14 protein-coding genes and 1 other annotated feature are annotated in these 14,653 nt (G+C 45.6%); of the genes, 6 read left to right on the top strand and 8 right to left on the bottom strand.

Annotated elements, in window-relative coordinates:
• Positions 1-3: 3 nt before the first annotated feature.
• Genes hisF through hisG form a run of 7 tightly spaced genes read right to left on the bottom strand, consistent with a single transcriptional unit; the run spans position 4 to position 6,517 of the window.
• Entirely contained in the window at positions 4-777 is a 774-nt protein-coding gene (hisF, locus tag ACHUFW_RS08010; RefSeq protein WP_394202036.1) for an imidazole glycerol phosphate synthase subunit HisF, read from the bottom strand.
• A complete protein-coding gene (gene hisA / locus ACHUFW_RS08005) occupies positions 759-1,496 on the bottom strand; it encodes a 1-(5-phosphoribosyl)-5-[(5-phosphoribosylamino)methylideneamino]imidazole-4-carboxamide isomerase (protein ID WP_394202035.1) in 738 nt (245 codons plus the stop codon). The genes hisF and hisA overlap by 19 nt, the downstream gene beginning before the upstream one ends.
• Complete coding sequence (hisH, locus tag ACHUFW_RS08000; RefSeq protein WP_394202034.1) at positions 1,493-2,146, bottom strand: imidazole glycerol phosphate synthase subunit HisH; 654 nt, start codon at positions 2,144-2,146, stop codon at positions 1,493-1,495. Before hisH ends, hisA begins: the two co-directional genes overlap by 4 nt.
• Positions 2,143-3,210, bottom strand: coding sequence for a bifunctional histidinol-phosphatase/imidazoleglycerol-phosphate dehydratase HisB (gene hisB / locus ACHUFW_RS07995; RefSeq protein ID WP_394202033.1), 1,068 nt, complete (start codon positions 3,208-3,210; stop codon positions 2,143-2,145). Before hisB ends, hisH begins: the two co-directional genes overlap by 4 nt.
• A 44-nt stretch (positions 3,211-3,254) precedes the next feature.
• Positions 3,255-4,295, bottom strand: a complete 1,041-nt coding sequence (hisC, locus tag ACHUFW_RS07990) for a histidinol-phosphate transaminase (RefSeq protein ID WP_394202032.1) — start codon at positions 4,293-4,295, stop codon at positions 3,255-3,257.
• 1 nt (position 4,296) lies between these two features.
• On the bottom strand, positions 4,297-5,598 hold the full coding sequence (gene hisD, locus ACHUFW_RS07985; RefSeq protein WP_394202267.1) for a histidinol dehydrogenase: 1,302 nt from the start codon (positions 5,596-5,598) through the stop codon (positions 4,297-4,299).
• Between the two features lie 19 nt (positions 5,599-5,617).
• Positions 5,618-6,517 carry an ATP phosphoribosyltransferase gene (gene hisG, locus ACHUFW_RS07980; protein ID WP_394202031.1) on the bottom strand — a complete coding sequence of 300 codons (900 nt, stop codon included), beginning with the start codon at positions 6,515-6,517 and terminating at the stop codon, positions 5,618-5,620.
• Positions 6,518-6,586: 69 nt separating this feature from the next.
• Positions 6,587-6,706 (bottom strand) — a sequence feature (His leader region).
• A 280-nt stretch (positions 6,707-6,986) separates the two neighbouring features.
• Here hisG and ACHUFW_RS07975 point away from each other — a divergent pair.
• Entirely contained in the window at positions 6,987-8,912 is a 1,926-nt protein-coding gene (locus ACHUFW_RS07975; protein ID WP_394202030.1) for an ATP-dependent DNA helicase, read from the top strand.
• A gap of 169 nt (positions 8,913-9,081) precedes the next feature.
• Here the strand turns inward: ACHUFW_RS07975 and ACHUFW_RS07970 are convergent, their stop codons facing one another.
• A complete protein-coding gene (locus ACHUFW_RS07970; protein ID WP_394202029.1) occupies positions 9,082-10,425 on the bottom strand; it encodes an NAD(P)/FAD-dependent oxidoreductase in 1,344 nt (447 codons plus the stop codon).
• A 473-nt stretch (positions 10,426-10,898) separates the two neighbouring features.
• Between ACHUFW_RS07970 and tsaB the strand changes: the two genes are divergently transcribed.
• The 5 genes from tsaB (at position 10,899) to ACHUFW_RS07945 (ending at position 14,650) form a co-directional block, all read left to right on the top strand.
• The gene (gene tsaB, locus ACHUFW_RS07965) at positions 10,899-11,618 is read left to right on the top strand and encodes a tRNA (adenosine(37)-N6)-threonylcarbamoyltransferase complex dimerization subunit type 1 TsaB (protein ID WP_394202028.1); all 720 of its coding nucleotides are present in this window, start codon (positions 10,899-10,901) and stop codon (positions 11,616-11,618) included.
• A 223-nt stretch (positions 11,619-11,841) separates the two neighbouring features.
• Positions 11,842-12,156, top strand: coding sequence for a hypothetical protein (locus tag ACHUFW_RS07960; protein ID WP_394202027.1), 315 nt, complete (start codon positions 11,842-11,844; stop codon positions 12,154-12,156).
• Positions 12,149-12,871, top strand: a complete 723-nt coding sequence (locus tag ACHUFW_RS07955; protein WP_394202026.1) for a M50 family metallopeptidase — start codon at positions 12,149-12,151, stop codon at positions 12,869-12,871. Before ACHUFW_RS07960 ends, ACHUFW_RS07955 begins: the two co-directional genes overlap by 8 nt.
• A gap of 77 nt (positions 12,872-12,948) precedes the next feature.
• The gene (locus ACHUFW_RS07950; RefSeq protein WP_394202025.1) at positions 12,949-13,752 is read left to right on the top strand and encodes a class I SAM-dependent methyltransferase; all 804 of its coding nucleotides are present in this window, start codon (positions 12,949-12,951) and stop codon (positions 13,750-13,752) included.
• A gap of 28 nt (positions 13,753-13,780) precedes the next feature.
• Entirely contained in the window at positions 13,781-14,650 is an 870-nt protein-coding gene (locus ACHUFW_RS07945; RefSeq protein ID WP_394202023.1) for an alpha/beta fold hydrolase, read from the top strand.
• The last annotated feature ends 3 nt before the right edge of the window (positions 14,651-14,653 follow it).

The following is a 14,653-nucleotide window of genomic DNA, read 5'->3' as shown; positions in this document are numbered from 1 at the left end:
GTATTAAATGCGTACCGTTACGCCAGCTGTGTTTAGGAAGCGTTTCAGCGCCTTGATATCGATGATGCCTTTGTGAAATACACTTGCTGCTAATGCGGCATCGACGTTGGCATCAACAAATACCTCAGCAAAATGCTCCATGGTGCCAGCACCACCAGAGGCGATAAGCGGCACATCAGCAATTGCTCGAACGATGGATAGCTGCTTAATGTCATAACCCTGGCGAATGCCATCTTGGTTCATGACATTGAGTACGATTTCGCCACAGCCACGCTTTTGCACTTCTTCTACCCAGTCTTGGGTGTACCATTGGGTGTCTTTGGTGGCGGCTTCATCACCGGTAAATTGTTTGACTTTATAACTATCGCTGTCGGCGTCGTAATAGGAGTCGATACCAATCACGATACATTGACGGCCAAATTCGTCTTGTAAGCGGTCAATTAAGCTCGGATCTGATAGTGCAGGGGAGTTCACTGAGATCTTATCGGCACCAAAGGCCAGTTTTTCCCGTGCTTGTGCGATGGTTTTAATCCCACCGGCGACACAAAAAGGAATATCAATTTTTTCTGCCACACGGCTGACCCAGCTTTTATCAACCACTCGGTCATGGGCGCTGGCGGTAATATCATAAAATACGAGCTCATCAGCGCCTTCCATCGCATAACGTTCTGCTAGCGGTACAATATCACCGACAATTTCATGATTGCGAAATTGCACGCCTTTGACGACTTTGCCATCGCGAACATCAAGGCAAGGGACTATGCGTTTGGCCAACATGTGATAGCCTCCTCAACAGTAAAGTTATCAATTAACAGGGCTTTGCCAACAATGATGCCTGCAGCGCCGCTATCACGAACTGCAGCAACATCATCAAGGTTGGCGATGCCGCCGGATGCTTGCCATTGAATGTCGGGGTAGTTGTTAACGATCTCTTGATATAGCTGGGTGTTGCTACCTTGCAGGGTGCCGTCTCGGCTAATGTCTGTCACTAACGCGTGTTTTAGACCGTAAGGTTTGAAGGCTTCAACCAAAGACTCAAGGCTTTTACCGCCTCCGGATTGCCAGCCAGAAACGGCAACGATTTTTTCGCCTTGGTCGTTAATATTGACATCCAAAGCTAAACAGATGGCATCGCTGCCATATTTCTTAAACCAAGACTGTACTAAAGCGGTTTCTTTGACTGCTAACGAGCCGATGACCACCCGTTTAACACCAATTTCTAGTAGTTCTGCGACTTGCTGCTCACTACGAATGCCGCCTCCCACTTGAATATTAGCGTTTAGACCATTGACCAATTCACCGATCAGTTCGGTTTGGCGTTTATTGGGGTCTTTTGCGCCGGTTAAATCGACGATGTGCAGCCATTGCGCACCTTGATTTTGATAACTTTGTAGTTGTGCAAGCGGGCTATATTCAAATGTTGTTTGTTGATTGTAGTCACCTTGATATAGGCGTACAACTTGGCCATCAATGAGGTCAATTGCCGGAATTATCATTGTGAAGCCTCCATAAGTGGGGCTTGTGATTCGCCCATATTTAAGAAGTTTTGTAATATTTTTGCACCGACTTCGGCACTTTTTTCTGGGTGAAATTGCACGCCCATAAAGTTATCTTTTGCAATTGCCGCGCTAAAACGTTCACCATAAGTGCTGCTGGCAATGGTGTAGTCGCTTAATGGTGCTCGGTAGCTGTGAACAAAGTACACATAGCTACCCGCCTCAATACCCGCAAAGAGTGGATGATCTGTGGCAGTGATTTGATTCCAGCCCATGTGAGGTAGCGGTAAACCTTGGCTGTCGAGCAACGCAATTTGGGTGTCTATTAACCCAAGGCATTGGCAGTCTTGTTCAGTATCACCGCGCTCCTGAGATTGATTAGTTAGCATTTGCATCCCTAAACAAACACCCAATACTGGTTGAGTTAGCGACACCAATGTATCAACTAGGCCTTTGTTATTGAGTGACGCCATCGCCGCCTTGGCAGTGCCCACCCCAGGAACCACCACGCGAGTGGCGGCCTTTATCTGTGCTAAATCATCGGTAACAACCACACTTGCGCCAAGGCGCTCAAAGGCGTAGCGCACCGAGTTTAGGTTGGCACAGCCTGTGTCTACAATGACGGTGGTGTCGGAAATTTTTACACTCATAGTACACCTTTACTTGATGGCAGGGCGTCGCCTTCAATTTTCACCGCTTGACGAAGCGTTCGGCCAAAGACCTTAAATAAACTTTCTACTTTGTGGTGGTCATTATCCCCGCTGGTGGACAAGTGCAGGGTGCAACGCAGGCCATCTGCGAATGAGCGAAAGAAATGTGGCACCATCTCAGTAGCCATTTCACCGACCATTTCTCGAGCAAAGTCGCCTTCAAATTTAATAAATGGACGACCAGAAAGGTCGAGTAGGCAAGTTGCACTTGCTTCATCCATTGGGATTGAAAAGCCAAATCGGGCAATACCACGTTTGTCGCCTAATGCTTGACGCAGTGCATCACCAATGGCAAGTGCTGTGTCCTCAACACTGTGGTGATCGTCAATTTCAAGGTCGCCGTCGACATTAACATCCATTTTGAAATTACCGTGGGTGGCGATTTGGTCAAGCATGTGGTCAAAAAAGCCAATACCGGTATTGATAACACTTTTTTGATCGCTATCTAAATCGACATTGACGCGAATATCAGTTTCTTTAGTCGTTCTGGTCACGCTGGCTTTGCGCGAGCTACTTAAAAGTGTGTCACAAATTTGCATCCAATCAAGATTGTCGCGATTGTATTGCAAACCTTGAATTCCCATGGCATCGGCGAGACCTAAGTCTGTTTCTCGGTCACCAATCACTGCCGATTGGGTAAAATCAACTAAACCTTCGGTGAGGTAACGCTTGACTAAGCCAAGTTTAGGTTTACGGCAACTGCAGTTTTCGTCATCAAAGTGTGGGCAAATCAACACTTCATCGAAATCAATGCCTTGGCTATTGAGGATCTGCATCATCATGTTTTGTGGTGCATCGAAATCATCTTTAGGGAAAGAGGGCGTGCCTAAACCGTCTTGATTACTGACCATGACCAATCGGTAACCTGCAGCTTGAAGCTTTAGCAATGCCGGAACAACCTTTGGCTCAAACACCAATTTCGCAAGGCTATCGACTTGTTTGTCGATGGCAGGCTCTTCAATAATGGTGCCGTCGCGGTCAATAAATAGGATTTTTTGTTTCATCTGTTCTACCTTCAATTTTAATGATTATTTGGCCGTCGACGCCATTATTGAAATACGTTAATAAGAGTTTGGGTTTGTTTGTCGTTGGCAAAGCTAAATCGAATCCAGTCTGCTAACCGCGCATCTCCATAGCTTCGAGCGACAATCCCAGCATCTATCAGTTGTTGTTTGACTGCAGCGATATCATCGAATTTTGCTAGCACAAAATTTCCGTTTGCGGGTAATACTTGTGCGCCAGCATTGCTTAACGCTTGACTCAGCAGTTTGCCTTGCTCGATTAAGGTTGCAACTTGCTGACGCATTAATGCTATGCCTTGCTCGCTGAGTGCTGCAGTAGCCAGATCGGCGACAGGCTTAGGAACCGGATAAGGTGCTATAACTCGCATTACCAGGTTGACAATATCAGGGTTGGCAAGCATAAAGCCGCATCGTGCGCCCGCTAAAGCAAAGGCTTTTGACAAGGTGCGTAACACCACTACATTGTCATATTGTTCAACCAGTTGTGCGGCACTATATTCAGGACAAAACTCAATATAAGCTTCATCGATGACCACCAATGCATTTGGCAGTTGATTAACCACAGTTTCAATACTGTCTAGGTCAATAATTGTGCCGGTTGGATTGTTGGGGTTACAAATAAACACCAGCTTGGCATCGGCCACTTGCTGCACCAGATCCGTGGGTAATTGATAGTCGTCAGTCAAAGCAAGGGCATTGACTGCCACATTACAGGTTTGTGCACTAATGGCGTACATGCCATAAGTGGGGCCGAAGCAGGCGATACTGTCTTTGCCGGCAATACAGAATGTACGGATCAGCAATTCGATGGCTTCATCAGCTCCGCGGCTGGTGACAATCGAGTCGCTGCTCACACCGGCATATCGACTATAAGCATCGATTAATGCCGGTGGCTGGCATTCTGGATAGCGGTTTAATTGTTCAATGTCACTGTTATTAAACGGTGACTCATTGGCATTAATCCAGATCTCACCCTGGCCACCAATACGCCTAGCTGATTGGTAGGGGGTAAGGTTGATTAGTTCAGGTCTTGCCAGTTTTTCAGCAAGTGAACGTGTCGCTGTCATCTTATTTCTCCTGCTCCGCTATGGCATTAACTCGCACCGCAATGGCATTTTTGTGTGCATCTAGTTGCTCAGCTTGTGCCAGTACCATCACGCTTTGGCTAAGACTGATGAGGCCTTGCTCACTAAGTTCTTGTACCGTAAAGCGGCGACAGAAGTCTGCTAGTGACAAGCTCGATACCGCTCGGCTATATCCATAAGTGGGAAGGACGTGGTTGGTGCCACTGGCATAATCACCGACAGATTCAGGTGTATAGGCGCCTAAAAATACCGAACCGGCAGCGCGAATTTGGCTGAGTAGGGCTCGTGGATTTTCTGTTTGTACAATCAGGTGTTCCGGTCCATAAAGGTTGGATACTGCAACAGCTTGATTTAGAGAATCAACGATGATGGTGCGGCTCGCAGAAAGTGCATCTGTGGCGATATCTTGGCGCGGTAGCGCTTTAAGTTGTCGGCTAAGTTCTGCGTCGACTTCGTCAGCTAAACGTTGGCTGTTAGTTACCAAAATGACTTGTGAGTCACTGCCATGTTCCGCTTGAGACAGGAGATCTGCCGCCACAAATTGTGCGTTGGCTTGTTCATCTGCAATGACTAATACCTCAGACGGGCCAGCAGGCATGTCGATACTGACTACGCAGCGGCTATCTTGAGAAACTAATCGTTTGGCTTCGGTAACATAGCGGTTGCCTGGACCAAATATTTTATCGACGCTTGGGACAGATTCGGTCCCTAATGCCAGTGCTGCAATTGCTTGCGCGCCGCCGACTTGGTAAATTTCAGTGATCCCACAGGCCTTAGCGGCATAAATAATGGCATCATTTATCGGTGGTGGGCTGACTAATACCCGTTGTTCACAGCCAGCAATTTTTGCTGGCAGCGCTAACATTAACACGGTTGATATTAGCGGCGCTGTGCCACCTGGGATATATAACCCTACTTTTTCAATCGCTTCGCTACGTAGCTCACAACGAATACCTGGCTGAGTCTGCACGTCAACCCCACGGAACTGTTGCGCGCTGTGGAAGCGTTCTATATTGTCCATTGCCTGGCTAATTGCTTGCTTGATTTCAGCGCTAACCCGTTCACATGCAGTATCTATTTCATCATTAGAAAGGGCTATGTCATCAAGCGTTATGCCATCAAATTGCGCTGAATATTGCTTTAGCGCCTCATCACCTTGATCTGCTACTGTGTTGATAATCTGTTTAACACTTTGTTCAAGTCCCGCATCGCCAACAAGAGGAGAGCGCCTTAATGCTTGTGCTTGCTGCTTAGGGTCTAACTGAGACCAAATAAGCTGAGTGATTGTTGATTGCGCCATAGTGTTAACCCATCATCTTTTCTATTGGCATAACCAAGATGGAGCTCGCACCCAGCTTCGTGAGCTCTTCCATGGTGTCCCAAAATAGATCTTCAGTACTGACGGCGTGGATGGCAACGCGATTAGTGTCATCATTGAGCGGCAATACGGTAGGGTTTTCAGCACCTGGTAGCAAGGCGACGATTTGATCTAAGGTCTCAGTGGGTGCGTGGAGCAAAATGTACTTACTCTCTTTGGCGCGTACAACACCATTGATACGAGACAGGATTTTATTGATGAGGGCTTGTTTATCATCTGTTTGTTGCTGTACTGACTGAATAATACAAGCCGTTGAGCGGTAGATGACTTCTGTTTCATATAAGCCATTGGCTTCTAACGTTGCACCGGTCGAGACCAGATCACAAATGCCATCGGCAAGGCCCGCACGAGGCGCAACTTCGACGGAGCCTTTTAACATGCAATCGCGATATGTAATGCCTTTTTCCTGCATATAACGACGCAGTAAGTTTGGATAGGATGTGGCGATACGCAACCCTTCCAAGGAGCTGGCATCTTGATAACTAAATTCATTGGGTACAGCTAATGATAACCGGCATGCACCGAAATCAAGGTCGCGCAGTTTTACACATTCGGCTGGCTTACCTAATGTTTGGCGTTCAATTTGTTCCTCTTCAAGAACATTCTCACCGATGATACCAAGGTCAACAACACCATCCATAACTAGACCCGGAATATCATCATCTCTGACTCTTAATAGGTCGATAGGCATATTGTCAGCGTGAGCGATAAGGCGTTGCTCGTTAACATTAAATTTCACTCCGCAGCTTTTGAGTAGTTTCTGCGATTCCTTTGAAAGGCGACCAGATTTCTGAATGGCGATACGTAATCTGTTTGACTCTGACATAGCTATTTCCTTAATGATTGATTCAATAAACTTAAAATTTTTCTTTAAAAACAATTCTTTAAGCCGGAAACTAAAAAACCCCTGGAATTCCTTCCAAGGGTTTTATGATATTCTTGAATCAACCACCGGAAGGAAATAGTCCTCCGGCAGTAAGCTTCCGAAGGCTACCGCATATGGTGATGATGATGGATAGTATTCGTAAGCTTTAGCATATTCTGTATCTCTATAAATTGAGTTGGGCGCCATCTTGAGCGCGATTGACATTTAAATTAATCAACTTAGCCAATGATTGCAAGTGTTAAATTTCTTGAATGAATAAACTTCATCAAAATGTCACTTTGTTCATTAAATGAAACAATCTACATTCCAAGTCAAATGATGTTATTTTGCTTGCTATCCCTAGATCAACACTTGTGGATATGGCTATGACAGGCATAATGCTGTCATTAGCCACCATCGTCCAACCATAGTGACCAGTCGTTTAACCAAAGAAGTTCATCGTGTATTTGCCGAAGATGGCACGCTTGCTCGCCAGGTTAAGGGTTATAGCCCAAGGCCGCAACAGCTTCAAATGGCAACACGTGTCAGTGAACACTTAGATAAAAAGGGCGCCTTAGTCGTTGAGGCTGGTACCGGTGTGGGTAAAACCTATGCTTATTTGATCCCGGCGCTGTTAAGTGGCAAGCAGGTGATAGTGAGCACGGGCAGTAAAAACTTGCAGGAGCAGTTGTTTTACAAAGACCTGCCAGCGCTGCTATCAATGTTAGACATTGAACCTAAAATTGCACTGCTTAAAGGGCGAAATAACTATCTTTGTCAGCATCACATGGCACAGCAGGTGCAAGGTGCGACCTCGATGGATAGCCAAGTACTTGATGATCTATTGCGGATTAACCATTGGGCAGGGCAAAGCTTAGATGGTGATATCGGTGGACTTACATCGGTTTCAGAGCAATCGCCGGCTTTGCCTTATGTGGTGAGCACTAAAGAAACTTGTTTAGGTAAGCGCTGTGATTTTTATGATGAGTGTTTTACCCGTAAGGCGCGGATCCGTGCGATGGATGCCAAGATAATAGTGGTTAATCACCATCTATTTTTTGCCGATCGAATTTTAAAAGAAACCGGCTTTGCTGAGTTACTTCCAGATAGTGACGCAGTGGTATTTGATGAGGCGCACTTATTGCCCGATATTGCGGTGACTTATTTTGGCCAGCAATTAAATCTTGGTACTTTGGCAAAAGCGCTTGCGGCTATGGAGAAGCTGTACCGCCAACAGTTAGCAGACTCGCCCCAAATTGGCGTGTTAAGTAGTCGCTGTTTATCACAATTGCTTGACTGGCAAGATAAACTTTACTCCACAGATCAAAGCGATTGGCGTCGGCTACTTGCTGATAAAACCTTGATGCAAGGTGCATGGCAATTACTTGAAGAGTTCACATCGCTTGCCAATGTACTGTTGGGGTATATCGGCAGATTACCGGCTTTAGATGATTTAATCGAAAAGTGGCAAAGCTTGATTGATAAGCTGAAGGTATTTTTCCAATGTGACGATCAGCACGCTGCCTACAGCATTGATTTTGGCGAACGTTATGCGACGTTGCGCATTTCTCCTATTGATGTCGCCAAACAGTGCCGGGAATTGTTTGCAGACAATATTAGTTGGTTATTTACTTCGGCAACTTTACAGATTGATCGCGATCTAAGTTTATTTCAGTCAGCACTTGGCTTAAAACAAAGTGAAAGCTTGCTGCTTGATAGTCCGTTTAACTACCCAAAACAAGCGCTGTTTTGCGTGCCGCGACATTTGGGCAGAGTGAGTCAGCAAACCTCGGCTGCAAATCAATTGGCAGATGTGGCTGTTAAAGCCATTAATGCTGCCAAAGGTCGGACGTTTATCTTGTTTACTAGCCACTACATGATGAATCAAGTTGCACAAAGGCTGAGTGGCAGAGTTAGCTACCCTTTATTAATTCAAGGCCAAGCGAGTAAACAAGTATTGTTAAAAAAATACCGACAACTCGGCAATGCCGTTTTACTCGGTACTGGTGCGTTTTGGGAAGGGGTTGATGTGCGAGGTCGGCTGCTAAGCTGCGTGATTATTGATAAGCTGCCGTTTATGTCGCCCGATGATCATCTTTACAAAGCCCGTGCCGAAGGCATAACACGTAGCGGTCAAGATCCGTTTGCGGCGCTATCATTACCGCAAGCAGTGATTGCGTTAAATCAGGGAGTAGGGCGATTAATTCGCGATGAAAAAGATCGCGGCGTATTAATATTATGCGATAACCGCATCGTTAATCGCCCCTATGGGCAGGCATTTCTCAACTCTTTACCGCCCATGTCTAGAACCAGAGCTCTAGATAAGGCGCTGCAATTTCTCAAACAGATTGATTAGGGCGTGTTGCTCTTTCACGGTCAATTTTTGTTCGAGATATAAGCGTTTTAATCGCGACGAGCAGTTTGCCGTCTAGCATGCTAAGCAAAATACTGCTCAACAAACAGTAAAACGCTTGCAGCCGAACCCACAAACTGCTGCAAAAATCATTTTGAAAGGTCAACATGCCCTAGTGCAGCTTCATTCGCGGCCGCACTACGCGCATCATTTTCTCAGTGAGCCACAACCCAAAGGTTTTCAAACCACCATGAATTGATTTTTGATGCATACGGTATAGTGATATGTACATGAAACGGGCAATTTTACCCTCCACAAACATACTACTTTTGGTTAAATTCCCCATCAAACTGCCGACCGTGCTAAAGCGGGACAGGTTAACTAGCGAACCATAGTCCACATATTGATAATCTTGCAGTGGTTGCCCATCGAGCAGTTTTATTAAATTCTGCTCAACACATTCAGCCATCTGATGCGCAGATTGAGCACGAGGAGGCACTAATTTACCGTCAGCTTGGGTACAGGCACAGCAGTCACCAATCACAAAAATATTGTCGTCAACACTACTTTGTAGGCTGGGTTTTACCACGATTTGATTATTGCGGTTAAGTTCGAACCCACCGAGGTTAGCGATAAAATCTGGGGCTTTAACGCCCGCTGCCCATAACATTAAATTGGCAGCGATCAGTTCGCCTTTATCGGTCACAAATCCTTGGCTAGTCGCTTCAGCAATACGGGTATTTTCGCGTACATTAACACCGAGTTTGCTAAGCTCTCTGCGCGCAGATGCACTGATGCGCTCGGGCAGTGCCGGTAAGATTCGCGGGCCAGCTTCAATTAAATCAATGCTCAATTTGTCTGCGGTCATTTTACTTAAGCCATAGACTTTAAGCATTTCGGTGACATGGTACAGTTCTGCGGAAAGCTCAACTCCAGTTGCCCCGGCCCCGACAATGGCAATATTTAACTGTTGTTGCTGACCATCATCTTGTTGAATGGGTTGCTCATGGGCTTGATGCACTCGGGTAAAGCTGTCTAGTAGATGGTCGTGAAAGCGATTAGCTTGCTCATGGGAGTCGAGAAAGAAGCAGTGATCTTTGACGCCTGGAGTACCAAAGTCATTGCTTACGCTGCCAATCGCGATGACGAGCTTATCGTAACTGAGTTGGCGTTGTGGCAGTAGCACTTTGCCCTTGGCATCAGTGATAGCCGCTAATGTTACTTGTTTGGCCGCAGAATCAAGCTGCTCAAATGTACCTAACTGAAAGTGATATCCATGCTTGACGGCGTGGGCAGAATAGACAACGCCATCGAGATCTGCATCTAACGAGCCGGTTGCAACTTCATGTAATAATGGCTTCCATATATGGGTACGATTTTTATCGACAAGAATAATTTCAGCGCGCTGGCGTCGTCCCAATTTATGTCCGAGTTGCGTCGCTAAACCAAGACCGCCGGCCCCCCCTCCAATAATAACGATTCTTGGTATTGAAGATGTAGACGAATGTGCTGCCATAAGGACTCCCGGCTCGATTGCTTGCCTATTACAAATTGATTGATACCGCTTTGATTCGGCGCAAGTTTAACGTGATAGTGACCCGATGATTTGTGATCTATGTCTCGTTATTGGGATGTTTGCTCTAAGGGTCACTTAGCCTTGTTGGCCATTTGTGCTGATTATTTGGGCGTCTTGCTGGTTGTTAAAGTAAGGCATTGCTTTAGATAGGCGGTGCTTTAGATAGGTAGTGATTTAATATGAGAGCTAACATTAACGACGTAGCCAACTTTGTTGGCATATCACCAATCTTATGATGACCGTGCCCAGCTTTGCTGCGTTTAAAAAATGACCAGTTGTTGCACTGTTGGTAAGTTTTTAAACGGCGGTGCATAGGGTTAAGGTGAATTTACGTTATAATCGCTACAGTTTTACATGAAGCTCTTGCATTGTAGAGCTTTAAATTAACCGGTAATAAAAGATAGAGAACTTACATGCTTGAAAAGCTAATGGCAGATACAGACGCTCGAATTTTGGCACTTGATACCTGCACTGAGTCGTGCTCGGTTGCCTTATTTCATCAAGGACAAGTGATTGCGGAGCAAGCTGACGCGCCAAGAGAACATAGTCAACGTTTATTACCTATGGTTGACAGCGTATTGTCACAAGCTTGTTTGTCATTAGCTGATATCGATTTTATTGCATATGGTCGTGGCCCCGGCAGTTTTACTGGCATTCGCATTTGTACCTCGATGACCCAAGGGTTGGCATTGGGTCAAGATATTAAGGTCGTTGGCGTGTCAACGCTGCAGGCCATGGCACAAGCCGCCATTACTGAGCATGGTGCCAAGCACGTGCTCACAGCCATTGATGCTCGCATGGGTGAAGTGTATTGGGCACAGTTTGTTAATCAACAAGGCTTCGCAGTATTAGAGGGTAAAGAGGCGGTGTGCGCGCCGGAGGCTGTGAGTTATCAACTCGCACCTGAAGATGAGGTTTATCTTTGCGGTACTGGGTTTGAAGCATATCCTCAACTCCAAAACGCGTTTGCCCGAGGTGTTATCACTGATTCGGCCAAGTTGCCGGAAGCGAAATATATGCTGCCTTTGGCGTTAACAGATATAGCAAAAGGGCTTGCAACCGATGTTGATGATTTGGCACCGGTTTATTTGCGCGATACCGTAACATGGAAAAAATTACCCGGTCGTGAGTAAAATAGGGTAATCTGACGGTAATGTGACAAAGTATTTTGATAAGCCTGCTTGATTCAATTTAAGCTGGGCTTATTAGATTAGAAAACATTAGATTCGAAAACATTAGATTCGAAAACAGTAGACTCAAAAACATTAGACCGCTTTTTTGTAGCTTATTGATAATAGATTATTGAGACACCAATAAATGATCACGCCTTTACAACCTAGCCATCAAGGACCCACGGTGACTCGCATTCAAAATGCGAATACCACACCTATGGTCGATAGCCTGTCTCAAGTGGTAACCGGCAATGATGTGGTTGAAGGCATTGATAATCGTGCTCCGCTCAAGCAAACCAATACCTTTGAGCACGAGCCGCAGCAACAATCACAGTCAGATCTTGTCCCCGCTGAGCTAGAAGCAAAACAGCAAGCGCATATTGAATATGATCAAAATGCTTCATCTCACCAAGGTGCTATCGGTATTTATCTCGCCAATCAACATGCTGAGCAACGAGAGTCGATATCACAAATGGTAGGTATTGATACCTATGCCTAATGCACCATTAGGCAACCCCAAAATTTCCAGTTCAAATGCACATTTTGCGATGCCAAGTAAAAGCCGTTTTGTCATCGAGCTGCTTGTCGCCATCATTGTTATCCGTATCCCAATTATTAGCGTGCCATTTAAGTGGCTAGAAAGCTATTTCCATGAAGTTTCTCACGGCTTTGCGACCGTGCTTACCGCAGGTTCGGTGAGTCATATTCAACTGTTTCCTAATGGCGCCGGCCTATGTTATAGCCAAGGCGGTTGGCCCATTATTATCGCTTTTTGTGGCTATTTTGGTGCGGCATTGTGGGGATTTCTCATTTTTAACTTAGCCACTTGGCAGCGGGGCATTAAAGTCAGTTTTGCTTGTCTCGCGGCGTTGGTGATGGCCACGACTTTATTGTGGGCACGGGATTTATTGACTTTTGCAATACTGTGTTCGCTGACCATTTTATTACTCTTGCCGCTAAAATTGACCCATATCACCGTATTAGCCAGTGGTTTGAGAGTCATAGCGTTAATGATTATGCTCAATGCCTTGGCAAGTCCTATGGTGTTGCTTGGTTTAAGCGGCCGCGGTGATGCGGTGGCATTAGCGCAGATGACTTGGATTCCTGCGTGGATTTGGGTCATGGTCTGGCTCGCCTTTTCATTGTGGATGCTGTATTTGTCATGGCAAAGAGTGGTAAATCATGCGCGAAAAACAACATCGCCAAAATTGTAAGCTAGTGTTTGTTTTGTTGAATGTTTAATACAACTGCTGTTAGGTTAATCCTGATTTAATTACTCAGGAATACAATAATGACAAAACGTACCCTAGTGTCGGCAATCCTCGCTGGCATGTTACTGAGCCCGCTAGCAAATGCTGGTGATTTAGACAGCGCAGTCAGCAACGAGCTTCGTACCGAGAAAAATGTTCAACGTGATGATGCTCGTCATCCTAAAGAAACCTTAGCGTTTTTTGGTATTCAACCTAACCATACTGTTATCGAGCTTTGGCCAGGCGGGCGCTGGTATGCAGAGATTTTAGCACCTTATTTAGCCAAAGAAGGCCATTACATTGGGGCAAATTTTGATGCTAACCCACCTGCAGACGTTAAGTCGCCAGGTTATCGAATCCGCTTGGGTAAAGCGCTAGATGAGTGGATTAGTACCCATCAATCTGATCTAGGTAAAGCGAGCAGTTTCGCATTCGAGCCGCCTCGTTTATCTTCTCTTGGTGAAGACAATAGTGCTGATATGGTACTGACATTCAGAAATTTACATAACTGGGCGATGAATGATCAGTTAGAAACTGTGTTTGAATCGGCTTATAAAGTGCTAAAACCCGGTGGTGTTTTTGGTGTTGTTGAACACCGCGGCAAGCCTGGTATGGATGCAAAATCAGGCTACATGGAACAACAAGCAACCATTGATTTGGCGAAGAAAGTCGGCTTTATTTTAGCTGCCAGCTCTGAAGTTAATGCCAACCCGAAAGATACAAAAGATCACCCTAAAGGGGTGTGGACGCTACCTCCGCGTTTAGCATTAGGTGATCAAGATAAGGCGAAATATCAAGCGATAGGTGAGAGTGATCGCATGACGCTTAAATTTATTAAAAACTAACGTAATTTTCACTGACAGTAGAGGTTATATGTGGCAATCTTGCCCCGCAAATAATGAGGTAGTCATAACACTGCCGCATATTGAACTCACAGGTAGGGTTTGGGGAGCAGATGATAAACCTCTGCTGTTAGCGTTACACGGTTGGTTAGACAATGCCAATAGCTTTGAGCCATTGGTGGAGCATCTAACTGGTGACTATCAAGTTCTGGCTATTGATTGGCCTGGACATGGTGGGTCACAGCATCGCTCTGGTGGTTATGCTTTGCATTGGATCGATTATTTGTTTGATCTTGATGGGTTGATAACGCATATAACCGCCGAACGTCCGCTATTTGCAATTATTGGTCACTCTTTAGGTGGGTTGATTGCATCTACTTATGCGGCAAATTTCCCTGATCGTGTTGCAAAACTGGTGCTGATTGAAGCACTTGTCCCCCTTAGTGAACCTGCTGATAAAGCGCGTGGTCGTTTGATTAAAAGTATTGAGCAGCATCGGCAACCAACGACCAAGTTAGCAAAACCTGTTTGTATAGATGCAGCGGTAAAAGCGCGCGTGACATTAACTGGATTAGCTGCGCCATGGAGTCAGCTAATTTTGTCACGTAATTTGCGTTTTGACGGAGAAAGCGCTTATTGGCGCAGTGATCCGCGCTTAAAGTTGGACTCAGCAACACGATTATCATCGCAGCAGGTTGAAGGCTTGATAAATCGTCATACCTGTCCAACGTTACTGATAGTCGGCGACAAAGGCTATCGGCCTATGACAAGACTGCAGCAAGATATACAGCATTGGTTTGAATCTTTGACCTTAGTGGAGTTACCTGGCGATCACCATCTTCATATGGGGAATGCTGTTGATGTAGCTCAACATGTTCTTGACTACTTAATGCCAGAATAGGCT

The organism is Shewanella waksmanii (genome assembly GCF_043643685.1).
Lineage (GTDB): Bacteria > Pseudomonadota > Gammaproteobacteria > Enterobacterales > Shewanellaceae > Shewanella > Shewanella waksmanii_A.
This window is presented reverse-complemented; position numbering and strand designations above follow the sequence as displayed.

What these genes read in the sequence shown, in the direction of transcription:
- hisF (WP_394202036.1), bottom strand. Translation starts at nt 777, where the DNA reads ATGTTGGCCAAACGCATAGTCCCTTGCCTTGATGTTCGCGATGGCAAA.
- hisC (WP_394202032.1), bottom strand. Translation starts at nt 4,295, where the DNA reads ATGACAGCGACACGTTCACTTGCTGAAAAACTGGCAAGACCTGAACTA.
- hisH (WP_394202034.1), bottom strand. Translation starts at nt 2,146, where the DNA reads ATGAGTGTAAAAATTTCCGACACCACCGTCATTGTAGACACAGGCTGT.
- hisG (WP_394202031.1), bottom strand. Translation starts at nt 6,517, where the DNA reads ATGTCAGAGTCAAACAGATTACGTATCGCCATTCAGAAATCTGGTCGC.
- hisB (WP_394202033.1), bottom strand. Translation starts at nt 3,210, where the DNA reads ATGAAACAAAAAATCCTATTTATTGACCGCGACGGCACCATTATTGAA.
- hisA (WP_394202035.1), bottom strand. Translation starts at nt 1,496, where the DNA reads ATGATAATTCCGGCAATTGACCTCATTGATGGCCAAGTTGTACGCCTA.
- tsaB (WP_394202028.1), top strand. Translation starts at nt 10,899, where the DNA reads ATGCTTGAAAAGCTAATGGCAGATACAGACGCTCGAATTTTGGCACTT.
- ACHUFW_RS07945 (WP_394202023.1), top strand. Translation starts at nt 13,781, where the DNA reads ATGTGGCAATCTTGCCCCGCAAATAATGAGGTAGTCATAACACTGCCG.
- ACHUFW_RS07955 (WP_394202026.1), top strand. Translation starts at nt 12,149, where the DNA reads ATGCCTAATGCACCATTAGGCAACCCCAAAATTTCCAGTTCAAATGCA.
- ACHUFW_RS07970 (WP_394202029.1), bottom strand. Translation starts at nt 10,425, where the DNA reads ATGGCAGCACATTCGTCTACATCTTCAATACCAAGAATCGTTATTATT.
- ACHUFW_RS07950 (WP_394202025.1), top strand. Translation starts at nt 12,949, where the DNA reads ATGACAAAACGTACCCTAGTGTCGGCAATCCTCGCTGGCATGTTACTG.